We start from the raw sequence: 26,031 nt of genomic DNA, 5'->3' as shown, positions 1-26,031 counted from the left end.
CTATTATTTAGTGTTAGTTTCATATATTTCTCTTAAAAAGAATTGTTGATGAACCGCAGCCATTTTGTTACAAAATTCAGCCGCAATTTTTCTTTGTTCGTGAGCAAATAGAAATGAAACCAATTCTTTAATATAATCTTTGTCAAAGTCTGCCATATAATCTTTGAAGTTAAGTGATGAAATTATTTCACCAATTGCCTTTGCTGTCGTATTTGGATTACCTTTTATCTTTAATGCTACAAGATTTTCAAGAAGTTCGTGTGTTGAATGTATTTTGTCAATGTGTATACAAGATTTTAGAATAAGTGCTGTATAAATATCATTTAGTTCAGATACAAATACAATCCAATTCGAAAGAGTTGCTAAATTTTTTAGCTCTTCCTCAATATTTGAGTTTTCATATTTATCAACCAAAAATTTCCATAAGTCAATAATTATTTGTTGAAATTCCAGTTGTTCTATTTCTGATAAGTTTTTTGAGTAATTTTCTTGTTGCCAAATGAAATGAATAAGCTCACCAACTTCGCTGGGTGTTGCTTGATTTATAAACTTGAATAGTAATTTTTCAGAAGAAAGTGTTTCGTATTTCCAAAAATAAAACGCTGTCAAATGTCGAACTAAACCATTGTTACCAAAGTTTTTAAATTGAATGTCATTGTCAATCACTCTTTCGTAGTGAGGATAAAATACTGTATAAAGTTCTTTGTTATTTGGTGGTTTCCCAAAAGCAAAACCGCCCATAAAAGCAAGCCATTTGCTATCTTCACTTTTGTAAAGTTGTTTTACTTGCTGTGTTATCCAATCAAAATCTAAAAAGCAAAACTGCTCAAAATACATTCCTTCCAAAATAAATCCGTCAATAATTCCTTTTTGTAAGGTTTCTTCAAATAATGATTTAATATCTGCTTCCCATTTTCCTTTGTCCTCATATTTAAAGAGATTTCTAGCTCTATGAAGTGAGTAATCAAACAAAGCTCTTAAAGATTTTCCTGCTACTGAATTCAGTGAATATGTTGGGTAATCCATATTCGTTCCTTCAAAATCTTCTGCTGGTTTGAGATTGCTTACAATTATTTGAACTATTTCCTTTGCAAGAGGTAGTAACTTAATATCAAAAGCGTGTTTGTCATTTTGCAAACCGTCTGTAAGCAGATTTGCAATAGAACCTATAACCCAATCAGGTGTTGCTTTCCAATCATCATTTTCAATTTGTAATTCGCCTTTATAGAACTTTGGATTTTTAAGAGTGTTCAAACAATAGTAAAGAACGTTTTCCCAATCAAATGTTTTCTGATTTTTCCACGCCTTCCCAAATGAGTTTAGTAAATGATATGAGTAAACGTATGGTATCTCTTTATATAATTCTATTTCTATAGCAAATTTTTCGGGTTCAGCTTCAACCGCATTACCAAAAGTTTCCGATAAACCGCTAATGCTTGGCTCATCAAAATTTCTTTTGGGATTAAATGTTTTAATTTGTTCTACAATTTCTTGATTACTTTTTTCAAGTAAATCATCTTTTGAAATAGGGGAAACAGAGCCACTTGTGACACGAATTTCACCTAAATTTTCATAGTGTTCACTTGTAATGTTTAATTCTTTTGAAAGAGTCAAATATTTATCTTTAAAAGGCTTAATGTCTTTTAATGCCGAATACCAACCAAGTTGCCAATATTCATTATGCTCCTCTGTTTGTTCTTCAATTTCTTCCTGTTTGCCTTGTTCAATTATCTTTTCAATGATTTTAACTTCATCAACGTTTAATACATTTTGATTTCTATTTAGCAAATCATAAAGTTCTTTTTGATACTTGTAAATTGAAAATAGATGTAAAGCATCATTATCTTTTATCAATTCAAAAAATAGAGATTTAGTCTTTTCCCAATTCTCACAAATTACATATAGCGAAATACGTTTGTAAAAAGGAACACGATACTTACTGTCGTAGCAAAACGTTTTGAGTATTCCTAAGCCTTCTTGTGGATTTTGCTTGACTTTTTCGTCAAGCAAATCACGAAATATCAAAGAGAAAACATTCAATACTTTTTCACCTTTGGAATATCGGTCATCTAATTTCCTGATACTATTAAAGCCAAATGCAGATGTAAGGTCTGTATTTAATGCAAAGTTTAAACGCTGAAAGGTATCGTCATTTTCATTAATTGGCGTATAGTTAATTTTTTGTTCATTTAGAATTGAAACAAGTTCTTCTTTCAATTCTGTTTCGTTTTTTTTCTCCCAATTTGAAAGAGTAGAGGTTAAGTTAGTAACTTTGCTGCTTTTTAATTTTGAAGACACTAAAAGATTTTCCTTTTCAATATAAATTTTGATTTCATATTCTTTATTTCCGTCTTTCAACAAAGTAATTATTCCTTTTGGATAATCAAGAAGTAAGAATTTAATCGTTCTACCTAATTTTAAAATGACATCGTTAGAACAATACTTAACAACTTTTACTGCGATGTTCCTTTTTTCAAATTTATCGGCTAAGAAGTGTAAATATAATCTTGAACGATAGCTATTACCTTCACCTTCCCAATCATCTCCTTGAATATCTGTTTTTTCTACTTGAAAAAGATAATGAAGAATTATTTCAGCTTTTTCTATATCGGCTCGTGTTGGTTCATCATTTAAAAATTTTGGAAGAAATTTATCACACAATTCAGATGTTTGAATCATCGTGTCAAACTTTCCTGATAGCCAAACAGGAATAAAGTGCAAAATGTCTTTTGGAATATTCTCATTCGGGATATTCGACAAAATTTTGATGAAAAGATACCACGTTCGGTAATTGTCTTTTGGGTTTTCAGATACATTTTTAATTACAGCTAACAACTCGTCTATAAGTTCAGTTTCCTTTCCCTGACTTATTTGAATAGATAATTTCTCCAAATATCCTAACGCTTCCCAATATGGAACTTGAAATCCGTTTTTAACCTGAATAGGTTCGGGATTTTTGTCTGGGGCAAAGTAACCCTCTGATTTTAAAAAGTTAAACCAAGCCATTGTTTCCGATATTATTGAAAAAATATTGTTTGTAACTGTCGTGTCTACCAATTAATGATTTGACCATATCTTGTTCCCAAGACGTGGGCGTTTTTTTTGCAAGAATTAAATCTAGATGTTTTATGTTTTCAAGATAATCAGCATCAGGACTTGTCACAGGTGTTGTCACCATATCTTTTTTGTCAGCAAGTACTTTAGCATCTTCTTCTCGTTTTTTTTCCTTCAGATAGTTTTGAAAGTTGGGAAGAATAGGTCTTAATGAAATTCCTAATAGCTTACTTGCAAATGGACTTTCATCACAATATACATATTGCAAATTTGCATTTTTAAAATCGTCACTTAATTGATGATGTAATTCGTGTTTTTGCGATTTGGACTCACTAAAGTCTGTGTAATTTATCGTTGAAAAGAAATTATTAGTATAACCTTTAGAAGTTAAATAATGAGTCAAAGTTAAAATGATTACTGTGTCTCGAAAACTTTCTTTAGAATGATTAGGTGCAATACAATTTAATATTTTCTTGGTTGCTTCTTTATATATATTCTGATTCTCTTTAGCTTGTTCCGAAAAATATTTTAAAATCTTCTCTACTCTGTTTATTCTTTCATCAATTAATGAATCTAGATCAGTAGAAATAAATGTTGAATCATTAGAAGTGTTTCCTTGGAATTGTTTTTGTATAGATGAATAATAAGACTTTGATGTATTTTTTAAATTACTGGCATTTTTTAATTTATGTCTATCCCATTCACGAATGATGTTCTCAGGTGTTATATGTGTAAGGTGTTTGTTCTCTATCCAATAGCAAATTTCTTCAAACACGCTGTTATCTTTGTGAAGGTCAATTTTTATTAACCCCAACCAAACGCAAGTATCTAAAGTTATGTATATCATTTACTATTTATGTAACTGTTTTTGGGTTGTTGCCAACTTCCGGATAAAGTCTATAAAACCCTCTATCCTTTTAAATTAAAAAAGCCCCCGCCACTTTCAGCACTTGAGAGGGGAGGAGGCTGGTATTCTTATTGTTAAAAGTACTAAAAAAAAGTACTTTGCTAGGTGGCGCTGGAATCTTTGGAGTTTGTTCCTTCAGATTCAGAAGCGGCTTCTTTTTTTGCTTTTTTAATTTTAATTTTTAACTCATTGGTCTTTTCATCCAAATCCATCGAGATGGTATCGCCTTCTTTTAGGTTGGAGTTAATGATCTCTTCTGCCAGGGCGTCCTCAATGTATTTCTGGATGGCACGTTTAAGTGGTCTTGCGCCATACTCTTTATCAAAGCCTTTGTCTGCAATATAGTCTTTGGCTTTTTCAGAGAGTTTAAGGGTGTAGCCTATTTCGTTTATACGTCCATACAACTTCGCTAGTTCAATATCTATAATTTTATGGATGTCTTCACGCTCTAGGTTATTAAACACCATAACATCGTCCACACGGTTTAAGAATTCTGGCGCAAATGTTTTCTTAAGTGCATTTTCAATCACACTTTTGGCGTTGGCATCTGCTTGGCTCATTTGCGAAGCGGTTCCAAAACCAACTCCAGAACCAAAGTCTTTTAGCTTACGGGCTCCAATGTTGGAGGTCATGATAATAATACAGTTTCTAAAGTCAATTTTACGACCCAGACTATCGGTTAAATAGCCATCGTCCAAGACCTGTAACAACATATTAAATACGTCCGGGTGCGCTTTTTCAATTTCATCCAGCAACACCACTGCATACGGCTTGCGGCGGATTTTTTCGGTTAACTGTCCGCCTTCTTCATAGCCTACATAGCCTGGAGGTGCTCCAATTAAACGAGATACAGAGAATTTCTCCATATACTCACTCATATCGATACGCACCAATGCATTGTCATTATCAAACAACTCACGCGCCAGTACTTTTGCCAATTGTGTTTTACCAACCCCTGTTTGTCCTAAAAAGATAAACGAGCCAATAGGTTTGTTAGGGTCTTTTAACCCCGCACGGTTACGTTGGATGGCTTTCACCACTTTAGCAACGGCTTCGTCTTGGCCAATTACCTTTCCTTTAATTCGGTCGGGGAGGGCGGCTAGTTTGGTACTTTCGGTCTGGGCAATTCGGTTTACGGGAATACCAGTCATCATAGAGACTACTTCGGCAACCTGCTCCTCGTCCACGGTTTCTTTGTGGAGGGCGCTATCTTTTTCCCAGGCTTCCTGCGCTTCGGCTAGTTGTTTTTCTAAGTTCTTTTCATCATCACGCAGCTTAGCAGCTTCTTCGTATTTCTGCTTTTTTACAACAGAATTTTTATTCTCACGAACTTTCTCCAAATCTGCTTCCAGACTTAAAATTTTCTCCGGCACGTGAATGTTGGTAATATGCACACGAGATCCAGCTTCATCCAAAGCGTCAATGGCTTTGTCCGGAAGGAAACGCTCCGTCATATATCTATTGGTCAATTTTACACATGCAACCAAAGCGGCATCTGTATATTGAACGTTGTGATGACTTTCGTATTTATCTTTAATGTTTTGTAAGATTTCAATAGTTTCCTCTACGGTAGTAGGTTCTACCAATACTTTTTGAAAACGTCGTTCTAATGCACCATCTTTTTCGATGTACTGTCGGTACTCGTCCAAAGTGGTGGCACCCACACATTGTATTTCACCACGTGCTAAGGCAGGTTTAAACATATTGCTGGCATCCAAAGAGCCTGTAGCGCCACCGGCACCTACAATGGTATGGATTTCGTCAATAAAGAGGATAATGTCGTCGTTCTTTTCCAGCTCGTTCATTACGGCTTTCATACGCTCTTCAAACTGTCCGCGGTATTTTGTACCGGCTACAAGGCTGGCTAAATCCAGGGTTACGACACGTTTGTCGTATAAAATTCGGCTTACTTTGCGTTGTACAATCCGTAAGGCGAGACCTTCGGCAATGGCACTTTTACCAACACCAGGTTCTCCAATAAGTAAAGGATTGTTCTTTTTTCTTCGGCTTAGTACTTGCGATACACGTTGTATTTCGTTTTCACGGCCCACCACGGGATCCAGTTTGCCTTCTTCGGCTTGTTGGGTTAAATCTCTTCCGAAATTATCCAAGACAGGAGTCTTCGATTTCTTCGTAGATTTTGCACCGCCACCTGTGGTACCAAATAAATTTTCCTTGTTATCGTCATCACTAGAGGTGTCGTCGTCGTTCGGAAAACTTTCGGCTGTAGGTTCTATATAATCGTCGTCGTTTGTAATCATAAGTTTGAATTGATCTTTTACACCATCGTAATCTACTTTCATTTTGTTCAACAACTTGGTTGTTGGATCGTTTTCATTCCGTAGAATACACAATAGTAAATGTGCGGTATTTATAGACGAACTTTGAAACAGTTTTGCTTCCAAAAAGGTAGTCTTTAGCGCACGTTCTGCCTGGCGTGTAAGGTGTAGGTTTTTTTTATCGTTGGTATTAATACCTGCATTTGGATTTGCAGGGCTCAATATTTCAACTTTTCGGCGTAAATGATTGAGGTCGATATCCAGCTGGTTGAGAATGGTTACTGCTTTACCACTGCCGTCACGTAAAAGGCCCAACATTAAGTGTTCGGTACCTATAAAATCGTGACCCAAGCGCAGCGCTTCCTCTTTGCTGTAGGCGATTACATCTTTTACTCTGGGGGAAAAATTATCATCCATATAGTGTGTTCCTGTATGTCTAAAATTACTGTTTTCTGAAGGTATTTCAGAATAAATAAGTCAAAAATCATGCCCTTTCATTACAGGTTGAAGTAAAAGGACAAAAAAATCAAAGAATTACCAAGTATAAAGTACGATAGTTATTAACGAAACCCTACCAAATATTTGTTAATAAGATGGTGAATAATGCAGGGTTTTTACCTGCTGAAACCTTCAAAAATAAGTATATTGCTTTCTTGATTAACTTAAATAAAACAACCGTTGTTATAATGTCTATTATGTTGCCTTTTTACCTTTTCTCCGCTCTTTAGCGTTGGGATAAAGAGAAGAGGCAGTGCTTTATTATTTGTGACCTGTAAGTTAAGTAGGGACACAATTACATAACTAGAGACACTACTAACAATATGATTAACTCGAATAAATAAAGAATTAGTATGGCTGAAGGCGAAATAATAATCCCGATTAATATTGAAGATGAAATGAAATCGGCTTACATCGATTATTCGATGTCCGTCATAGTGTCACGTGCACTGCCAGATGTGCGGGATGGTATGAAACCAGTACACAGACGTGTGCTTTTTGGTATGCACGAATTGGGTGTGCGTGCCACTGGAGCTCATAAAAAATCGGCTAGAATTGTAGGAGAAGTACTTGGTAAGTATCACCCACACGGGGATACTTCGGTATATGATGCTATGGTGCGTATGGCACAGGAATGGAGCTTGCGTTACATGCTTGTGGATGGTCAGGGTAACTTTGGAAGTGTAGATGGTGATAGCCCGGCAGCAATGCGTTATACAGAGGCACGTATGCAGAAGATTTCTGAAGACATGCTGGCCGATATTGATAAAGAAACCGTAGACCACCAATTAAATTTTGATGATACCTTAAAAGAGCCAACCGTGCTTCCCACAAAGGTACCAGGATTGTTAATTAACGGAGCTTCCGGGATTGCCGTAGGTATGGCAACCAATATGCCACCGCACAATCTGTCGGAAGTAATTGACGGAATTCACGCCTATATAGACGATAATGACATCGATATTGATGGCTTGATGCAGCACATTAAAGCACCCGATTTCCCTACCGGGGGAACCATTTATGGGTATGAAGGTGTGCGCGAGGCATTTCATACAGGTCGTGGTCGTGTAGTAATGCGCGCAAAAGCTAGCTTTGAAGAAGTACAAGGCCGTGAGTGTATTGTGGTGACCGAGATTCCTTATCAGGTAAATAAGGCGAACATGATCAAGAAGACCGCGGACATGGTGAACGATAAAAAGATTGAGGGTATCGCCAATATCCGTGATGAGAGTGACCGTAATGGGATGCGTATTGTGTACATCTTAAAGCGTGATGCTATTCCTAATATCGTTTTAAATACTTTATACAAATACAGCGAGCTACAATCCAGCTTTAGTGTAAATAATATTGCACTGGTAAAAGGACGCCCACGTATGTTGAATCTTAAGGAAATGATTCATTATTTCGTAGAGCACCGTCACGAAGTAGTTACCAGACGTACCGAATACTTGCTAAGAAAAGCCGAAGAACGCGCCCATATTTTAGAAGGGTTAATAATTGCTTCCGATAATATAGACGAAGTAATTGCGCTTATTAGATCTTCTTCCAATGCAGATGAAGCTCGCGAGAAATTAATAAAAAGATTCGAGTTGTCTGAAATTCAGGCAAAAGCGATTGTTGAAATGCGTCTACGCCAATTAACAGGTCTGGAACAGGACAAGTTACGTAGCGAGTACGACGAATTAATGGCAACCATTGAAGACTACAGAGATATCCTTGCCAAAAAGGAGCGTAGAATGGATATTATTAAAGAAGAATTAACCGAAATTAAAGCAAAATATGGTGATGAGCGTCGCTCCGTAATTGAATATGCCGGTGGTGATGTAAGTATTACAGACCTTATTCCGGATGAGCAAGTGGTAATTACCATTTCGCACGCTGGATACATTAAAAGGACATCACTTACCGAATATAAACAACAGCATAGAGGAGGCGTAGGACAAAAAGCAACTTCTACCAGAAATGAAGATTTCTTAGAATATATGTTTGTAGGTACCAACCACCAATATATGTTGTTCTTCACCCAAAAAGGAAAATGTTTCTGGATGCGTGTGTTTGAAATTCCAGAAGGAAGCAGGCAATCTAAAGGTAGAGCAATCCAGAACCTGGTAAATATTGAGCCAGATGATAAGGTAAAAGCATTTATCTGTACGCAGGATCTAAAGGATGAAGAATACATCAACAGTCGCTACGTAATTATGGCGACCAAGAAAGGGCAAGTGAAGAAAACTCCTTTGGAGCAATATTCCAGACCACGTACCAACGGAATTAATGCCATTACTATTAAGGACGGAGACGAGTTACTAACAGCGAAGTTAACAAGAGGCGATAGCCAAGTAATGTTAGCCGTAAAATCTGGTAAAGCCATCCGTTTTGAAGAAGAGAAAACGCGCCCAATGGGTCGTAATGCTTCTGGAGTTCGTGGAATTACTTTACGCGATAAAGATGATGAAGTAATTGGTATGGTTGCCATTAATGATGCAGAAAGTGATATTTTGGTAGTTTCAGAAAATGGCTACGGAAAACGCTCTAGCATTGACGAATACCGAATCACCAACCGTGGTGGAAAAGGAGTTAAAACTATTAGTGTTACAGAAAAAACAGGTAACTTAGTAGCTATCAAGAATGTAACAGATAGTGATGGTCTCATGATTATTAACAAATCTGGAATTGCCATACGTATGGCGGTTGAAGATTTACGCGTAATGGGTCGCGCCACACAAGGGGTACGACTTATTAAAGTACGTGAAGACGATTCTATTGCAGCTGTTGCCAAAGTGATGAATGATGAAGAAGAAGTGGTTGTAGACGAAGATGGAAACGTAATCCCAATCGCAGAAGGCGATGAGGAAGCTACAGAGGACAATGGCACGACTCTTGACACTGATGAAACACAAACCGAAAATAACGAATAACGTAAAACTTAACACATGAAAAAGTACGTAGTATTGGCAGGAGTTCTCCTAATTACTGCCACTTCCTTTGCACAGAAAAAGGAAATTAAGAAAGCCGAAAGAGCTTTAAAAAACAGTGAAGTATCTCAAGCTATGGGCTTTATAAAGGAAGCCGAAGCTACTATTTCATCTGCTGATGCAAGTATGAAAACTGAATTCTACCTTCTTAAGGGGCAAATTTATTTAGCGGATGCAGGTAACAACGATTTCGAAAAAATGAAGAAATCTGCAGAGGCATTCAAAATGGCATTAGAGTTGGACGCAACTAATAAAGATGCACAAATAGGTGTGCAACAATTAAGAGCGGCGCTGGTAAATAGTGCAGTAACAGATCAAAGAGCAAAAAACTATGAGCTGGCTACCGAAAAATTATATACCAGTTACACGGTTGCAAATGTAGAATTAGACTTATACAACGCAGCAGAAAGTTCCATTTTAGCAAAAGATTACGATACTGCTTTAAAACACTACGAGGAACTATTAGAATTAGAATACACTGGTATTACTAAAGAATGGATTGCGACAGATATAGAATCTGGAGAAATTGTAACCTTTTCAGACGAAGGTGCCAGAACTACAGGGATGTTATCTGGTAAATACACGAATCCAGATGAGCGTATGGCCGAATCTGTTAAAGGAGATATCCTTAAAAACATTGCTATTATCTACACTAGCAAAGGCGATAAGGAAAAAGCTATGAAAGTGATGGCCGATGCCAGAAAAGAAAATCCAGACGATGTTTCTTTAATGCGTGCAGAAGCAGACATAGCCTACCAAGCAAATGATATGAAAACATATAATATGCTTATGGATAAGATTATTGCTACAGATCCTACCAATGCAGAGCTTAGATATAATCTTGGCGTAGGTTTTGCAAAAAATGATGAAAGCGACAAGGCGATAGAACAATACAAAAAAGCATTAGAGATTGATCCAAATTATGCTGCAGCACAAATTAATATCGCGGCAACTATGTTAGGACAAGAAGGTGCTATCGTTGAAGAAATGAATAATTTAGGAACTTCTTCTGCAGATAACAAGCGCTACGATGCCTTAAAGCAAAAACGTAAAGATCTGTATATGGAAGTAATTCCTTATTTAGAATCTGCCGTAAAACTACGTCCAGATAATATAGAATTAGTACGCACGCTTATGAACATCTATAGCCAAACAGGACAGGATGCCAAATTTAAAGAAATGAAGGCTCAATTAGCCGAAATGGAAGGAGGGGAATAAACTTCTTTTATTAAAAAAATAAAACCTCCTGATTTCTCAGGAGGTTTTTTTATACAACTCGCTTAATCACACGTAATTTATGCGTGTGCTGGCGTTTTTCATAATTAAAAATTCCTGTGTGATCCAGTCGGTCTATACGTACTTTCCCGTGGGCATGGATGATGTAGTTGTCTTCCATAATAATCCCCACGTGAATTATGTTCCCTTCGGCATTGTCGAAAAAAGCTAAGTCACCTGGTTCGCTTTCTTCTATAAAACTTAATGGTTCCCCCTGGGTAGCTTGCTGGCTGGCATCACGAAGTAGTTTGTAGCCATTCATCTTATAACACATTTGGGTAAAGCCGCTACAATCTATCCCAAAAGGTGTTTTACCGCCCCAAAGATATGGAGCATTCATATAGAGTAAGGCCGTTTGTATGATGTGTTGCTTCGGAAATTTCTTAGAAACGAAAGCACCTTCAGCTATATGATTTAAATACGGAGCGGCAGCTACATTACATCCCATGGGCAGCGCTAATAACTGATTTTCTTCCGTAGTGAGCATTCCCACTAAATCTGAAACCAGTTTAGGAGTTTTCGTAAGTAACTCTTGATGGTCTTCTTCCGAAGTAAAAACAAACTGCTTGTTGTCTATCCACCCTTCATAGTTGTCAAAGTGTAACCGGATGCGACTCCACTTTTTTCGCTCTTCCAGGATCTTAAATGTTTCGCCATATAAAACTTGCGTAACCATCTCACTAGCTTCTGAAGCCTCTAAACGCAATGGAACAATACTAAGATTACATAAGCCGTATTTCATTATAGAAGCGTAGTTTATTGGCTACAATTACCGTTTAGGATATCTTGTTGAGTTGGGTTGTATGCATTTCTACGTATATCATAGCTTCCAGAATACCCATTATCAATTATTAATGTGTTGAGTCCACAGAAGTCTGATAACGCTGTATTATCATTTATCCAAATTAATTCTCCGATATTTTGAAGGCTTGCAATAAAATCTAAATTTTGAATTTGTGAATCGAAAATTATCAAATTTTTAACTATTGAGTTTATTGCCGAAAAAGCTGTAATGGATTCCAAAGAATGATTTTCCTTAATGGTAATTTGCGAATCAATGGTCATCAAGTTATTAAAACCAGAAATCGTTGTAAGATTTTCATTGCCAATAATGGTAATAAAATTTACGTTCGTGACATTTTCAAAGCCTCCCAGAGTCGTTAATGCATTGTCACGAATATCCATGTTACCTAGGTTTTCAGCAAATTGAAATGCCTCACCCCACTCTAATAGACTTTCATTATTTTCAATAATTACTCCAACGCCAACAAAGTTAATAGAGGCTAAGCCGTTAATATTTTCCAACCCAGGATTTGAATCGATAGTTAATGTTCTACCGATTTTTTCAACATTAGAAAAAGAATTGATTTGCTCAAGAATGGGGTTATTCCTTATATATAAATCTACTCCTATATCAGTTAAATTATTTAAACCTTCAACATTAATAAGTGCATCGTTTTCAGTAATTAAAACACTACCAATAGTTTGAGTGATATTATCTAAACCGCTTAAATTGACAAGCTGGGTTCCGCTAATCTCAAGATTACCAACGATAACAAGATTTGATAAACCCTGAATATTTGTAAGTTTGGGAAGTCCCAGAATATAACCAAGTCTAAAGTTGCCTGGTATTTCAGTAAGTCCAGACAATCCATCAAAATTAATAAGTTCTTGAGAGCTTATAAAGAAATCTCCTCCAACCAAAGTTAAATTAGATAAAGCATTGATTTCAATTAATTCATTATTATAAGCAATTTCTACAGAGCCATTAATACTTTGTAAATTATTAAACCCATTTAAGTTTGCTACTCGATTGTTTAGAAATTTAAAATCTCCTGTAACCTTAGTAAGCGTAAGAAATCCTGAAATATTATCTATGTTATTGGGCTCATTAAATATATTTTCCCCTATCTGTAGACTACCATTAACTTCGGTATAATTATTCAAAACAAAAGCATCAACTTCAGCCTGATTTATCAAAATCACATCACCCTCAAATACATTCTCAGTATTCATTTCTTCCTGTTCATTTTCCTCTTCAGGCGTTGTAGAGTCATCACTACTACACGCCACAAATAGAATGGAAATCAGGCAAATGGCCAATACTTTTTGAAAATTCTTCATTATAAATAATTTGAAAATTGGATTATCTCTCTAAAACCATGGCACTAGCACCACCACCGCCATTACAGATAGCTGCAGCACCAATTTTTGCGTCGTTTTGTTCAAGAACATTTAACAAGGTGATTAAAATTCGTACACCACTGCACCCTAGAGGATGTCCTAAAGAAACGGCACCTCCGTGTATATTTACATTGCTGTCGTTTAATCCAAGGATTTTCATATTGGCAAGCCCTACCACAGAGAAGGCTTCGTTAAATTCGAAGAAATCTACATCGTCTTGAGTGATTCCTGCTTTAGCAATAGCCTTTGGAAGGGCTTTGGATGGAGCCGTGGTAAACCATTTTGGTTCTTGAGCGGCATCTGCATAGCTTTTTATAGTTGCCAAAGGAGTTAACCCTAGTTCTTTTGCTTTTTCTTCACTCATTAAAATCATTGCGCCAGCACCATCGTTAATCGTAGAGGCATTGGCAGCGGTTACAGTTCCATCTTTACTGAAAGCGGCACGTAAGGATGGGATCTTCTCCATTTTTACGTTTTTGAATTCTTCATCTTCTGAAATGATTACAGGTTCTCCTCTTCGTTGTGGTACACTTACAGGAATTACTTCGTTTGTAAATTTCCCTTCGCTCCAAGCCTTGGCAGAACGCTCGTACGATTGTATTGCAAAAGCATCCTGATCTTCACGTGAGAACTTATATTCGGCAGCACACGCATCTGCGCAAACACCCATTGCATTTTGATCATAGGCATCTACCAAACCGTCTTTTTGCATTCCATCAATTAATGTGGCAGGACCAAATTTAGTTCCGGTACGCATATACACATAATGCGGAATGTTACTCATACTTTCCATACCACCAGCAATTACGACATCTGCATCACCCAAGGCAATAGCCTGGGCAGCATTCATAACAGCTTTCATACCGGAAGCACATACCTTATTTACCGTAGTACAGGGCACTGTATCTGGAATTCCAGCGTTTAATGCAGCTTGTCTTGCAGGGGCTTGGCCCACACCAGCTTGTACCACGTTCCCCATATATACTTCTTGTACGATTGAAGGATCCAGCTTTATTCTATCTAAAGCACCTTTAATAGCGGCACTTCCTAATTGAACTGCGGTTAACGAAGATAAACTTCCCATAAAACTTCCAATGGGAGTTCGTACGGCGGATACAATGACTACTTTCTTGCTCATGATATATGTTTTAATAAGTGTATTTTAGTATAATTTCTATACATTTCGGCTTCTTTTTCTATGTTGAAAGCTTTTATGCGGACTGCAAAATTACATATTTTATACCGAACATTCAATCTTATTGGTGCCTCGGTTTTGTACTAATGAATGCTAAACAGTACCTTTACTTTACGTATCCCATTTATGAAACACTTTTTTTCATTTTTATCTAAGAATCAATCTAATATTTACAGGATCTTTCTGTTTGTAATTTGCACATTCTTAGTGATATACTTATTGCCAAAAGGTGGGCAGTTTAAGTACACATTTCAAAAAGGAAAGCCCTGGCAATACGAAAATTTATATGCCCCTTTTAGTTTTACCATTAAAAAATCTGATGACGCCCTAGCGAATGAGCGCAATACCATTAGAGAAAATGCAGTCCCGTATTTTGATTATGACGCCTCTATTGTTACCGAAAGTTACAATCAGTTTAATCAATTGTTAGAAACCACGTATGTGGATAGCTTGTTTACAGTTCCTAAGACGAAGGTAAAATCTTTAGGAGAGCTATTCTTGGAAGATATATACCGTTTTGGTGTATTATCTGAAGTAAATACACATAACAATGATGATTTAGTCTATTTAATAAAAGGGAATGAAATTGATGAAATTGCGTATTCGCAAATTAATAAGAAGGATAAAATCCCCGAAAAAATTACCAAATTTATAAAACAGCAAAATGCTGATGCTATTTCAGATTTACTTACCATTTTGCTTAATAGGGCTGCTATACCTAATGTTTCGACCAACAATAAACTTAGTGAATCTGCCATTACATCAGAGTTAAACGCCGTAAATCCCAATCAGGGAATTATTGAAAAAGGAGGCAGGATTATCGCAAAAGGTGAAGTAGTGGAGGGTAATACGTACCAGATTCTTAGCTCTTTAAAAGACGAATTTCAATCTCAAATCTGGAGTAAAAGCAACAGGTTCTGGCTTATTTTTGGCTATGCCATGCTGGTGTCGCTTGTATTTTTAATGCTATTCTTGTTTTTGAGAAAGTATCGGCTTGACATATATGATAATAGTACCAAGGTTACTTTTATATTTTTTAATGTGGTATTAATGGTATTTCTTACCACTATTGTTGTGAAGTTGGACGCAGAATATGTTTATGTAGTTCCGTTATGCATCTTACCACTCATTGTAAAAGCCTTTTTCGATCCACGTCTAGGGCTGTTTGTACACGTACTTACCTTGTTACTTTTGGGATTTGTGGTACCTAATAGTTTTGAGTTTCTATTCTTACAAATTATTGCTGGAATTGTAACCATACTTACTGTTTCTGAATTATACAGAAGAGCCAACCTGTTTATTTCAGTAGGGCAAATTACCCTGGTCTACATCATTGGTTACTTTGCGTTTTTTATCATTCAGGAAGGGAATATCGAATTGATCCAATGGGAAAACTTTGGTTATTTTATCTTGGCTGGATTGGCAACCTTGTTTGCACACCCACTTATTTATTTATATGAAAAGGTCTTCGGGTTGGTTTCAGATGTGTCGTTACTGGAATTAAGCGACACCAACAGCAAGCTTTTAAAAGAATTGAGCAATAAGGCTCCAGGTACATTTCACCATTCATTAAACGTAGCTAATCTAGCCGAAGCTGCCGCAAATGAGATTGGCGCAAATGCTATGTTGGTTAGGGTAGGAGCCTTGTACCACGATATTGGAAAAATGGAAAACCCAACAAATTTTACCGAAAACCAATTAAGTGGTTACAACGCCCATGACGAACTTGATCCCAAAGAAAGTGCCGAAATAATTATAGACCATGTTATTAAGGGTATAGAAATCGCCAGAAGACGGAATCTTCCAGATAGGGTGATAGATTTTATCCGAACCCACCATGGGACGAGTGTGGTATATTATTTTTATAAAAAGGAAGAAAAGTTAAACGAAACAGCCAATATTGAAGATTTTCAATATCCAGGACCTATTCCCTTTTCCAAAGAAACTGCAATTTTAATGATGGCAGACAGCGTAGAGGCAGCCAGTAAAAGTTTAAAAGATCCTACATCCTCCAAAATAGATGTGTTTGTTGAAAAAATTATTGATGGACAAACAGAGCAAGGACAATTTTTAAATGCAAATATTACGTTTAAAGAAATCCAGTCTATCAAAAAAGTACTGAAAAAGAAACTGAATAATATTTACCATCTGCGGGTTGAATATCCTGAATAGCAAAGGGAATAGACCTTATATATTCCATAGTGCCTACCCATATATCTAGTTTTGCATTGGAAGTATTTACGCCAACTCCTACAGTATTTGTAAAGAAGTTGGTATGCCTATTAATACAGTACCTAAACTAGGTGTCTGCTTTTAAAAGAACCACCATCTTACATATAGGGCTATTTAAATCACTCCTGCAAATCATCACAAAATATAATTAAAAAAAAATAAAAATTTTTAAGAGAGATTTTAGTGTTTTATAATCACTATGGATTGTATAATTTTATTATCCAAAAGTATGTTTAGCTTATACGTACCACATTTTAAGTGGTCTATAGATAGATAGATGTGTTCCTCTTTACTATCGTTAGTAGAATTAGGTTCCATACATATGCTGTTAAGTTTTGTAATGGCAAAGTTATACGTACCATCTTAACTAATCGAAAGAGATGTTTCAAAGTGTAGAAGAGATGTTACAGGTATGTATTAAGATTTAATTAAAAAATAAGATGTAGACTTAGGTGTATCATGAGCACTACCAAAGGACGCAACGTAAGATGTTACTTACTCTTTATAATACTCCGTTGGCGTACAGTTATACGTTTCCCTAAAACACTTTATAAAATACGAAGGTGTATTAAAGCCTACTTGGTAAGCTATTTCAGAGATGGTTGCATCAGATTCTTTAAGTAGTTCCAGTGAAAGTTTTAACCGTTGAGAGCGAATAAATTCGGATGCTGGCATATTAAAAATGGCTTTCAGCTTTCGGTGTAGTTGTGTTCTACTTAACAGCATTTCTTTAGCAAAGTCTTCGCTTTTAAAATCGGGTCGTGTTATTTCTTTATCCAACACAGTTTTTAAGCGATTTAAAAAAGATGATTCTGTAGAAGTAACCGCTAATTCTGGCCCTATGGTAAAATCTTTACTATATCGTATTTGTAATTGTATTCTACTTTCAATAAGTTTTTCTACTCGTAATTTTAAATTTTCGCTATTAAATGGTTTTGTCACATAGGCATCTGCTCCAGTTTTTAGCCCGGTCATTTCATTTTCTTCTCCTACTTTAGCAGTTAAAAGAATAATGGGAATATGACTAGTGAGTTCATTATATTTTAAGGTATTACATAGCGCTATCCCGTCCTGTACTGGCATCATGATATCACTTATAATTAATTCTGGTAAGTATTTTACGGCTTTTTTAATACCTATTTCGCCGTTTTCTGCTTCTAAAACCGCATAGGTGTCACTAAAAATTGAAACTACAAATTTCCTAATATCCGGATCATCTTCAACAATAAGTAGCACCATTTTTTCTGATGATTCATTAATTTCAACAACTTCCGTTTCTTGGATACTATCCTCAACCAAATGGGGAACCATTTCTGAAGCAGTAAAAGCACTCTTTTCAATAGGTAGGGTCACTGTAAATTGTATTTTTTTCTCATCTACAGTATTCACAATAATGCTTCCTTTAGAAAGGGTTACTAATTCTTTTACTAAGGCTAGTCCTACACCAACTCCTTCAAGGTTTTCATCATCTTGATAAAAGCGTTGAAACAATCTGCTTAAATCTTTAACTTTTAACGAGGAATGAACATTCACTAATGATAAAATTAAAAAGCCATCTTTTTTAGTAACATCAAAGATGATCTTGCTGTTTTCCGGAGCATATTTTATAGCATTAGACAATAAATTGGAGGTTACTTTCTCCATAATATCTTTGTCAAACCACGCTTGATCCAGTTGCTTTGAACTCATTTTGGCAACAATAGTAAGCTCTTTTAATGTAGCCTTATAAGTAAAGGCAGCGACAATTTGTTTTAAAAGGATGTTTAAATCCCCTTCTTCAACTTGTAGTTTAAGTTGCCCTGCATCTATAAGAGATAAATCCATCATTTGATTTACAAGATTTAGCAATCTAGTGGCATTTTGCTTTACTAAATCTAGTTCTTTTCTATCCGTTTCAGTAAGATCTTTTTTAGCCAACTGGTGATCTATAGGTCCCGAGATAAGTGTTAATGGAGTTCTAAATTCGTGAGAAATATTAGTATACAGTGTCGTTTTAAAATCATTAAGCTTTTTGAGCCGTTCTGTTTCAGAATGTTTTAATTGCAGTTTTATCTTAACATCCCAACGAAATTTGAGATAGAGATAAATACTATACAGCACAAGGAACACAAAAAATACGTAGCCAATTTTCATAACATTTGTAAGATACCAGGGCTTCAATATGCGAAATGAATACGTAACAGGTTCTTCGTTCCAGATTCCATCATAATTGCTGGATACTACTCTAAATGTATAGTTGTTGGGGGGCAAATTTGTGTAATGCGCTACATTGGCTTTACCTGGGAATGTCCAATCTGTATCATGATTAATTAATTGATATTTATACAGATTTTCTTCAGGTTGAGAAAAATGGAGTGCCGCAAATGTAAATGTTACTGTGTTTTGATTATTCTTTAAAATAACATTTTGAGACATCTGTTGTTCTTTGCCAAATATTTCGAATTTTGAGATTACAGTTTTTGGCTTCGTAGGATTAAGCGTTAATTTTTTAGGGTTAAACCAATTAACTCCTTTCAATCCACCAAAATAAAGTTGGTTCGTATGGTTTATAAAATAGGCTCCCGTATTAAATTCAAGTGCCTGCAAGCCACTGTTAGCAGCATACAAGTCAATGTTTTTTTTATTGGAATCGACTACATTAAACTTCATTAGGCCCTTATTAGAACTTAGCCATATGTTATTTTGACTGTCGGGTAAAATACCATAAATCACATTATTGGAAAGTCCTTTGGCAATAGTATAGGTGTCTACCTTTTTATTTGAAGTATTATATTTTTTTAAACCACTTCCATTCGTACCTATCCAAAGGGTTTGTCCTTCAAAATACAGAGATTTAATTTTGTTTGGAATTTCTGAAATTTTTTCAACATTCTGAGAAGCCCCCTTTACTAAAAAAAGACCTTGATCTTCGCTACCTATCCAAATATCATTCGTATTCCCTTCTTCAATCGTTCTAATATTATTTGTAGTTAATGCGCTGTTTTCAGCATGAATCCTTTTTATAATACCACGATTTTTATCAAATAAAACTAATCCATTATCTCTGGTGCATAACCATATGTTTGAACTACTATCCTTATAAATCTTCCAGATGGTCATTTTGGATGTTTCAGGAAAGGATTTTATTTTTCCTGTCGTTTCCATAATTTGCAACCCTTCACCTTGATGGCCTATCCATACTTCATTCGCATAAAATAACAAACTCATGATACGGTCGCTGGATAATTTGGAATTTTGAGTTGTATAGGTTTTATAACGTTGCTGTTCTAAATTAACAGCTGTCAGTCCTTTTCCAGAAGTTCCAATCCAGACGGTTTCTTTATTATCTACAGTAATAGCTCTAACAAGATCTACTGAAATACCACTAGGTGTCTGTTCATTGGTTATCACATTAAACTTCGTTAAATGCTCGTCATAATAGCTTAAGCCCCCACCATCTGTCCCCAACCAAATAGTTCCAGAATAATCCTCGAATAAACATAATACATCATCATAATGAAGTCCGAAGGGATCGCTTTTATCTACAATAAAATGCTGTATTGTTTGCTTAGTAGCGTCATACAAATAAACGCCATCCCCATAGGTAGCAATCCAGAGTCTATCTGTTTTATCTATTAATAAGTCTTGAATGTTTAGGTTTTTCGGAAGCTTCGGGTGATTAAATTCAATAAAACGTTCTTCTCCTTGTGGCTTTAAGTATAAACCCAAACCAAATGTTCCAAGCCATATTGTTTTTTCTTCTGAAATTTCTAAAGCACTAAAATTAGCAGCAAAATTTTCAGTTTCAATAGTGGAAATTTGAGTATTTTCTAATTGATATACAGCTGCCGAAGTGGCTATGTAAAGTTTTGAATCGTCTTCAAGAAATTCAAAAATATTCTGATCCTCAAATTCATCTTTAAAAAGCTGAATCGTGTCTTTGGTTTTATGCTGTATACGAAACAAACCCTCACCATAAGTGCCAATATAATAGTCCATTTTTGAATCTTGAAAAATGCAACTAGGATTTTGTATCTTTTGTATAGATTGAAACGTTTGTGTATTACTATTAAATTTTTCAAGAACTCCAGAGCCTTCAATAATCCATAATTCGCCCGTTCTATCTATGTATGTTTTACCAAGCTTACTAAAGGTGGGTCTTGTGACATCTTCAAAATGCTTGTTGTAAAATTCGAATGTTTTTCCATCATACTTATTAAGGCCATCTTGTGTGGCAAACCACATATAGCCTGTAGAATCTTGAGAAATACTTACTACGCTATTTTGAGACAACCCTTGCTCTACCGTCAAAGGTTTAAAAGCCATTTGTTTATCAAATTGTGATAAGCAACAAAATGGCACTAATACAAGACAAAGAAGAGCGCTTTTTAAATACATTCTATTTCTTTCAACTTTTATAAATTTAAGAAATATTATTAGGTTTTGTAGAAGAAAGGGGCGTGGTGTCCCATTATTTTTTGAGTAGTGGGTATTTTAGCTTCTTGAGCTAGTTCAAAAAACCGCACTTTTGAAGTTGTTGACTCAGAAAAGAGTTTTAATGTGGACGTTTTTTTCCAATGATTTAGTCATAACTTTTCGAAATAGGAATTTTATACCTATTTAACCCGTTTGCCTTCCGTAACAAAAGAAATGCCTTGTTGTCCGTATGTCGAAATCATTACAGCTTCAAATAAAGGTTCTCGAGTATTCGGTTTTATGCTCCAACTAAACATAAAATTTGCCCCTGTACCTCCTTCATTGTCCACGCCATCTATCACAATTTGTACCGTTTCCATGGGACGTACAAAAATTGCTTTTTCAAAATAATTTCTAATGGCTGTTCCCTCGGTATTATAATATACTGCCTTATTAATATAAATACTATCTGTTGTATTTGGATTGTGTAAACTAACTGTAGCAGTTAAGTCTGTTTCATCTTGATCTGTACGTAAAAATATTTGGGAATAGATAGAGAGAAAGGTGCTGCCGTTTTCCAAAGAGTCGACAGGAATATTTTTTAGTATTCGTTTTTCCCAATTAACAGGGTCTGTAGAGCTTAGTTTTCTGGGTTTTTCGCAAGAATAGATCACTGAAGTAAGTAAGAGTAGTAATAAAATGTATTTCATATTAATTCTGCTTGATTAATTATTAAAAATACTGAAATACGAGCAAACAAGCGACACCTATATTCATAATATAAAAAATAATTCGCAACGGCATTAAAAATATGTAGCGCATGTTCTTTTTCAGTAAAAAAATTGAAAATGTGAGGAATTAATCCATGCTATAAGAGTAAGCTCTGTGACCGTCCCGATTTTGAGCGGGAGGGTCTACTAGAAGCATATATAAAAACAAAAAACTCCCCTATAATAATAGGGGAGTTAAAAGTGAGCCCGACAGGATTCGAACCTGTGACCGCCTCCTTAGAAGGGAGGTGCTCTATCCAGCTGAGCTACGAGCCCTCACTTTACTGTTTTTACTAGTCTTGTGACCCAAACCTCTTCGAAGAGGCATACTCTGTGGCAGAAGGTGCTGTTAGACACGAACGGATCCAGCTGAGCTATGAGCCTGAAGTTGTATTTTTACAATATTTTGATAACTTCAAAATCAAAACATTAAAATTAAAAAACCGAACAATGTACTATTGTCCGGTTTTTTGTCGGGGTGGCAGGATTCGAACCTGCGACCTCCTCGTCCCAAACGAGGCGCGATGACCGGGCTACGCTACACCCCGAGGTGTATTTTTCTTTGCGGAGAGACGGGGATTCGAACCCCGGGTACCCTTTTGAGGTACGCTTATTTAGCAAACAAGTCCTTTCGGCCACTCAGGCACCTCTCCAATAAGAATAAAGAACTAGTTGTTTTTTTATTCGAGTGCAAATGTATGCTTATTCACGGTATCAAACAAAAAAAAATAAGGTTTTTTACTCTAAACATTTCAAGTTATTCAGAAAGAACTCTTTAGGATATATTGGTACTGGAATTTGACTGTTACTTAATACATCCTGGAAGTCAATATCAAAATCTGTCCGCATGGTTGTGATACGCATAGAGACAATTTTGGACGCTGCTAATCGCTTCATACTTGCTTCGTCTAATAGGAATGCTGCTTCTGAGTTACTGTTGTTTAGAGTTTCTTTATTTTCGGTCTGGCGGCCACAATTTTCTACACCCAAATAACGCAGGGATGCAAAACTACCATCTTCCAATTTAAAAGAAACTCTACTATCTTTATTAAAACACAGTAATGGTGGCATCTCCTTGGCATTTACCGAAACCTGAATCACTAACGATTTAATAGCCGCTTCTTGCATCAAGCTGAAATAGATAAAAATATTGCGGTCCTTTCCTAACAAAAATTCTGCTAGTTGCTCCTTGGTAAGTTTAAAGACTTCATCTTCGGTATCTACTTGTATTTTAAAATCGCAGTTTTGATTTTGTGAAATACCAAAAAATGGTGCACTCATAAATAGAACTAAGAATAGTAGTTGTTTCATTTTTAAACTTTTGCGCAAATTAACATGATTTTATCTTCATTTTCAAGGGTAGTGAAAAACAAATATATAGCGCCACCTTCTTTAATTTTCCATTTTTTTCGAAGCGTTGCGACACTTTCCGGGAAATTTCGGGTGGTGATATTGGCTTTTGCAAAAGTAATGCCACGCATTTCTTTTCTGGTATAAGAAACTACTTTTTTTATAAGAAAGGTGCGTCCAGGAAAATCGCGTAAAGCTTCACTGGTAAATAAGTGACTATGCTTATGTAACTTCTTAAGTTTGTAAGCTTCTGAAATATACTGAAATCCGCCACCCTTTAAGATAGCAGCATTGGGTTCATATAAAAATCGCAACGGATTTGAAAACACAGTTTCTACCGCCGCTGAAGGCATAAAAGTAAATATTTCCGTCTCTGTTGAAGTAATATTTACGGTGTGAATAGGTAGGGTTTCTGAAGCCTCTCGTTTCAACTTCCACAATACCTCCTTCACTTCATTGTGTAACGCTACTATATGAACTTCGGCAACATATTTTAATTCTTGCATCCCTACCGAAATATCCAACATTGGGGACGTTTTCACGAGCAAGGTATGGCACCGATCCAGTAAATACTCTAAGTGCTCAGGTACGTTGGGTTCACAATCGTTTAAAAAGAAGACCTTTCCCTTGCTTTCGTTTCTTCTTGATGGATCTACATAGATCACATCAAACTTGCTGTCTGCAATGCCTTGTATGCCGTCAACAGCATTGCATAGAATGTTTCTCTTGGCGAATACTTCAAAATTATGGGCTGCTAGATGGGAAAGCGCCTCATTCGTTTCAAAATGAAAGACATTTTCAAATTTTTCAGCAAAGTAAAAAGCATCTATTCCAAAACCTCCTGTAATATCTGCCAATGTTTTTCCTTGTACCAAGCTGGTTTTGTAGGTAGCGGTTGCTTCAGAAGACGTTTGCTCTAGATTAAGTTTTTGCGGGTACAGTAGGTTTCTGGTAGCAAACCAAGTTGGGAGTTTCTTTTCAATGGTGCGTCTACTTTCAATTTGTTGTACTAATTCGGAAGTAGAAACTTCTGGAAAAGGGCTGCCCGAAAAAGCAAGTTTTGAGCTGGATGCTGCATACGAAAAGATAAATTCTTGTATTTCGGGTTTTAAAAGGGCTTCATTCAAACCAATTATAAATTTTTGGTGAGACGTTTCACTATTTTATATTCAGATAAAAACTCCTTGGCAATAACCTTTATGCTTGTATAAACAGGTACCGCCAGAATCATTCCTGGAACGCCAAACAGGTAGCCACCAATTAAAATAACAATAAAAATCTCTAAGGGATGTGAGCGGACACTCTTCCCAAAAATAACTGGCTGGCTAATTATATTGTCAAAAATTTGAGCTATTGCGTAGCCTAAGGACACATAACCCAATGTTGGTAATAATTCTGAAGAAAAATCGGCTCCAAGATTGTTAGAAATTACAACCAATAATATAAGCGCCCAGCCAATAAGTGGTCCCAAATAGGGAACAATATTTAAAAATGCACAAATAAGTGCAATGGCAACCGCGTTTTTAATATCAAAAAACAATAATAAGATTGTATAGAACAACGCCAATATTAAGATCTGAAATGTAAGCCCTATAAAATATCTAGAGAGTAATTCTTTAATTTTATTCAGGACAATGATAAACCGTTTTTCTTTTCCTTTTTTAGCGAAAGTCATAACCGCATTGGGAATTAACTTCTGATCTTTAAGTAAAAAGAATGCCAAAAAGAGCACCGCAAAAAGCCCTATGACAAAGTCGGCAAAATTTTTGAAAAAAATATCTATAAAACTTGGAACCAATTCAATATCAAAGTTCTCTACTGCCGGTGTATTTTTTATAGCCTCGACAAGATTTATTTTATTAACACCCAGGTAATCACTCGCCTGGATATTTAGCTCATTCAGGTCACGCTTAACGAGTTCAAAGTCTATCTCTGCAATACTTTTACTTTGCTCGACGATAATAGGCACAAAAATGTACAAGAGTAAACAAACCAACCCAATCACAGCGAGTAATGTTGTAAATGCTGCCAAGGTATTACTAAACTTCAACCTTCGCTTTAAAAACAGAACCAAAGGACGACCAACCAGCGAGATGACTGCTGCTATCCCTATATAGAGGATAAGAACTTTAATCTTAAAAATAAACCAGAAGAAAATAGCAATTAAGCCTAGGATGGCAAGGGTGCGTAGCAATCCCTTGGAGATAATCTTAGAGGTTAGTTTCATCTGCATAAAGAGTTATTAACGCTGAAAATACCAGCGTGCTTTTAGAGCCGGCATTGTCTAAATTACACATTTCTCTGCTTGTACAATTTATTAGTAGGCACTATATCACGCAAAGATACTACAATCTTAATGTCAAATATCAATCTTTTATTAACTCATAAAGGGCAATGGCAGTTGCTTGGGCTACATTCATACTACTATTGGTGCCAAACATTTTAATATGTACGACGTGTTGTACTTGTTGTAAAATTTTTTCTGAAACTCCCGTACGCTCATTTCCTATAACCAGTGCTATTTTATTCTTTTTTTCTGTTGAAATTTGAGAGAGCGGTACACTGGTTGAGGAAATTTCCAATGCCAAGGAGCTATAATTTTTCTGTTGAAATTCAAGAAGCATACCCTCCAAATCCTCCACAATACTATAGGTAACAGTTTTCTCGGTATTTCTAGCGGTACGTTTTAGTCTGTTGGACGATAGATCTATGGGAGTGTTAAAAATAACTTCAGCCACACCAAAAGCATCACACAATCTAAAGATAGCACCAAGATTCGCAGGGCTTTGCAAGCCATCACACAGTAAGACTATCGTATTTTTTTGTGCCGAAAAAGGTGTAGATTCGTGAGTGTGCTGCAGCATTTTTTAGTGAATTGGTAAATTTGTTATATAGATGAATGAAGAGAGAAACTAACGAT

The 26,031-nt window shown here is 35.9% G+C and carries 16 protein-coding genes and 3 tRNA genes; 3 read left to right on the top strand and 16 right to left on the bottom strand.

Features of this window, described 5'->3' with window-relative positions:
* Positions 1 to 3: 3 nt before the first annotated feature.
* From ACQ2HF_RS12380 to ACQ2HF_RS12370, 3 genes are all read right to left on the bottom strand, one after another.
* Positions 4 to 3,006, bottom strand: coding sequence for a hypothetical protein (locus ACQ2HF_RS12380; RefSeq protein WP_432410728.1), 3,003 nt, complete (start codon positions 3,004 to 3,006; stop codon positions 4 to 6).
* Entirely contained in the window at positions 2,993 to 3,901 is a 909-nt protein-coding gene (locus ACQ2HF_RS12375) for a PIN domain-containing protein (RefSeq protein WP_432410727.1), read from the bottom strand. Before ACQ2HF_RS12375 ends, ACQ2HF_RS12380 begins: the two co-directional genes overlap by 14 nt.
* Positions 3,902 to 4,062: 161 nt before the next feature.
* Positions 4,063 to 6,657 (bottom strand): ATP-dependent Clp protease ATP-binding subunit, encoded by a 2,595-nt coding sequence (locus ACQ2HF_RS12370; RefSeq protein WP_432410726.1) that lies wholly within the window; start codon positions 6,655 to 6,657, stop codon positions 4,063 to 4,065.
* Between the two features lie 434 nt (positions 6,658 to 7,091).
* On the opposite strand from ACQ2HF_RS12370, the gene gyrA reads away from it, so the two are divergent.
* Both gyrA and ACQ2HF_RS12360 read left to right on the top strand, forming a co-directional pair.
* Positions 7,092 to 9,653, top strand: coding sequence for a DNA gyrase subunit A (gene gyrA / locus ACQ2HF_RS12365; protein ID WP_432410725.1), 2,562 nt, complete (start codon positions 7,092 to 7,094; stop codon positions 9,651 to 9,653).
* Positions 9,654 to 9,668: 15 nt separating this feature from the next.
* The gene (locus ACQ2HF_RS12360; RefSeq protein ID WP_432410724.1) at positions 9,669 to 10,928 is read left to right on the top strand and encodes a tetratricopeptide repeat protein; all 1,260 of its coding nucleotides are present in this window, start codon (positions 9,669 to 9,671) and stop codon (positions 10,926 to 10,928) included.
* Between the two features lie 49 nt (positions 10,929 to 10,977).
* Here ACQ2HF_RS12360 and ACQ2HF_RS12355 read toward each other — a convergent pair whose 3' ends face one another.
* Genes ACQ2HF_RS12355 through ACQ2HF_RS12345 form a run of 3 tightly spaced genes read right to left on the bottom strand, consistent with a single transcriptional unit; the run spans position 10,978 to position 14,307 of the window.
* Positions 10,978 to 11,727 (bottom strand): NlpC/P60 family protein, encoded by a 750-nt coding sequence (locus ACQ2HF_RS12355; RefSeq protein WP_432410723.1) that lies wholly within the window; start codon positions 11,725 to 11,727, stop codon positions 10,978 to 10,980.
* 14 nt (positions 11,728 to 11,741) lie between these two features.
* Positions 11,742 to 13,109, bottom strand: coding sequence for a hypothetical protein (locus tag ACQ2HF_RS12350; protein WP_432410722.1), 1,368 nt, complete (start codon positions 13,107 to 13,109; stop codon positions 11,742 to 11,744).
* 22 nt (positions 13,110 to 13,131) lie between these two features.
* Positions 13,132 to 14,307, bottom strand: a complete 1,176-nt coding sequence (locus tag ACQ2HF_RS12345) for an acetyl-CoA C-acyltransferase (protein WP_432410721.1) — start codon at positions 14,305 to 14,307, stop codon at positions 13,132 to 13,134.
* Between the two features lie 183 nt (positions 14,308 to 14,490).
* Between ACQ2HF_RS12345 and ACQ2HF_RS12340 the strand changes: the two genes are divergently transcribed.
* Positions 14,491 to 16,536: an HD family phosphohydrolase gene (locus ACQ2HF_RS12340; protein ID WP_432410720.1), complete on the top strand. Its 2,046-nt coding sequence runs from the start codon at positions 14,491 to 14,493 to the stop codon at positions 16,534 to 16,536.
* A 240-nt stretch (positions 16,537 to 16,776) separates the two neighbouring features.
* On the opposite strand, the gene ACQ2HF_RS12335 is transcribed toward ACQ2HF_RS12340, so the two are convergent.
* The 10 genes from ACQ2HF_RS12335 to ACQ2HF_RS12290 all read right to left on the bottom strand — a co-directional run bounded on the left by ACQ2HF_RS12335 (position 16,777) and on the right by ACQ2HF_RS12290 (position 25,975).
* Positions 16,777 to 16,914 (bottom strand): hypothetical protein, encoded by a 138-nt coding sequence (locus tag ACQ2HF_RS12335; protein WP_432410719.1) that lies wholly within the window; start codon positions 16,912 to 16,914, stop codon positions 16,777 to 16,779.
* A gap of 177 nt (positions 16,915 to 17,091) precedes the next feature.
* Positions 17,092 to 20,901 (bottom strand): hybrid sensor histidine kinase/response regulator transcription factor, encoded by a 3,810-nt coding sequence (locus ACQ2HF_RS12330; RefSeq protein ID WP_432410718.1) that lies wholly within the window; start codon positions 20,899 to 20,901, stop codon positions 17,092 to 17,094.
* A 290-nt stretch (positions 20,902 to 21,191) separates the two neighbouring features.
* Entirely contained in the window at positions 21,192 to 21,701 is a 510-nt protein-coding gene (locus ACQ2HF_RS12325) for a DUF3124 domain-containing protein (protein WP_432410717.1), read from the bottom strand.
* A 262-nt stretch (positions 21,702 to 21,963) separates the two neighbouring features.
* Positions 21,964 to 22,037, bottom strand: a tRNA-Arg gene (locus ACQ2HF_RS12320).
* A 197-nt stretch (positions 22,038 to 22,234) separates the two neighbouring features.
* A tRNA-Pro gene (locus ACQ2HF_RS12315) sits at positions 22,235 to 22,309 on the bottom strand.
* Between the two features lie 17 nt (positions 22,310 to 22,326).
* Positions 22,327 to 22,414 (bottom strand) — tRNA-Ser (locus ACQ2HF_RS12310).
* Between the two features lie 85 nt (positions 22,415 to 22,499).
* The gene (locus ACQ2HF_RS12305) at positions 22,500 to 23,072 is read right to left on the bottom strand and encodes a hypothetical protein (protein ID WP_432410716.1); all 573 of its coding nucleotides are present in this window, start codon (positions 23,070 to 23,072) and stop codon (positions 22,500 to 22,502) included.
* Positions 23,073 to 23,074: 2 nt separating this feature from the next.
* The gene (locus tag ACQ2HF_RS12300; protein WP_432410715.1) at positions 23,075 to 24,238 is read right to left on the bottom strand and encodes a THUMP-like domain-containing protein; all 1,164 of its coding nucleotides are present in this window, start codon (positions 24,236 to 24,238) and stop codon (positions 23,075 to 23,077) included.
* Positions 24,239 to 24,243: 5 nt separating this feature from the next.
* Positions 24,244 to 25,338 carry an AI-2E family transporter gene (locus ACQ2HF_RS12295; RefSeq protein ID WP_432410714.1) on the bottom strand — a complete coding sequence of 365 codons (1,095 nt, stop codon included), beginning with the start codon at positions 25,336 to 25,338 and terminating at the stop codon, positions 24,244 to 24,246.
* Between the two features lie 139 nt (positions 25,339 to 25,477).
* Positions 25,478 to 25,975, bottom strand: coding sequence for a TrmH family RNA methyltransferase (locus tag ACQ2HF_RS12290; protein WP_432410713.1), 498 nt, complete (start codon positions 25,973 to 25,975; stop codon positions 25,478 to 25,480).
* Positions 25,976 to 26,031: the final 56 nt, after the last annotated feature.

This window comes from Rasiella sp. SM2506, assembly GCF_050859505.1.
Classification (GTDB): domain Bacteria; phylum Bacteroidota; class Bacteroidia; order Flavobacteriales; family Flavobacteriaceae; genus Marinirhabdus.
The sequence above is the reverse complement of the archived record's forward strand: the minus strand, read 5'-3'. Positions and strand labels throughout refer to the sequence as shown.

What these genes read in the sequence shown, in the direction of transcription:
- ACQ2HF_RS12290 (WP_432410713.1), bottom strand. Translation starts at nt 25,975, where the DNA reads ATGCTGCAGCACACTCACGAATCTACACCTTTTTCGGCACAAAAAAAT.
- ACQ2HF_RS12350 (WP_432410722.1), bottom strand. Translation starts at nt 13,109, where the DNA reads ATGAAGAATTTTCAAAAAGTATTGGCCATTTGCCTGATTTCCATTCTA.
- ACQ2HF_RS12345 (WP_432410721.1), bottom strand. Translation starts at nt 14,307, where the DNA reads ATGAGCAAGAAAGTAGTCATTGTATCCGCCGTACGAACTCCCATTGGA.
- ACQ2HF_RS12295 (WP_432410714.1), bottom strand. Translation starts at nt 25,338, where the DNA reads ATGAAACTAACCTCTAAGATTATCTCCAAGGGATTGCTACGCACCCTT.
- ACQ2HF_RS12340 (WP_432410720.1), top strand. Translation starts at nt 14,491, where the DNA reads ATGAAACACTTTTTTTCATTTTTATCTAAGAATCAATCTAATATTTAC.
- ACQ2HF_RS12360 (WP_432410724.1), top strand. Translation starts at nt 9,669, where the DNA reads ATGAAAAAGTACGTAGTATTGGCAGGAGTTCTCCTAATTACTGCCACT.
- ACQ2HF_RS12355 (WP_432410723.1), bottom strand. Translation starts at nt 11,727, where the DNA reads ATGAAATACGGCTTATGTAATCTTAGTATTGTTCCATTGCGTTTAGAG.
- ACQ2HF_RS12335 (WP_432410719.1), bottom strand. Translation starts at nt 16,914, where the DNA reads ATGGAACCTAATTCTACTAACGATAGTAAAGAGGAACACATCTATCTA.
- ACQ2HF_RS12380 (WP_432410728.1), bottom strand. Translation starts at nt 3,006, where the DNA reads ATGGCTTGGTTTAACTTTTTAAAATCAGAGGGTTACTTTGCCCCAGAC.
- ACQ2HF_RS12325 (WP_432410717.1), bottom strand. Translation starts at nt 21,701, where the DNA reads ATGAAATACATTTTATTACTACTCTTACTTACTTCAGTGATCTATTCT.
- ACQ2HF_RS12330 (WP_432410718.1), bottom strand. Translation starts at nt 20,901, where the DNA reads ATGGCTTTTAAACCTTTGACGGTAGAGCAAGGGTTGTCTCAAAATAGC.
- ACQ2HF_RS12305 (WP_432410716.1), bottom strand. Translation starts at nt 23,072, where the DNA reads ATGAAACAACTACTATTCTTAGTTCTATTTATGAGTGCACCATTTTTT.
- gyrA (WP_432410725.1), top strand. Translation starts at nt 7,092, where the DNA reads ATGGCTGAAGGCGAAATAATAATCCCGATTAATATTGAAGATGAAATG.
- ACQ2HF_RS12375 (WP_432410727.1), bottom strand. Translation starts at nt 3,901, where the DNA reads ATGATATACATAACTTTAGATACTTGCGTTTGGTTGGGGTTAATAAAA.
- ACQ2HF_RS12370 (WP_432410726.1), bottom strand. Translation starts at nt 6,657, where the DNA reads ATGGATGATAATTTTTCCCCCAGAGTAAAAGATGTAATCGCCTACAGC.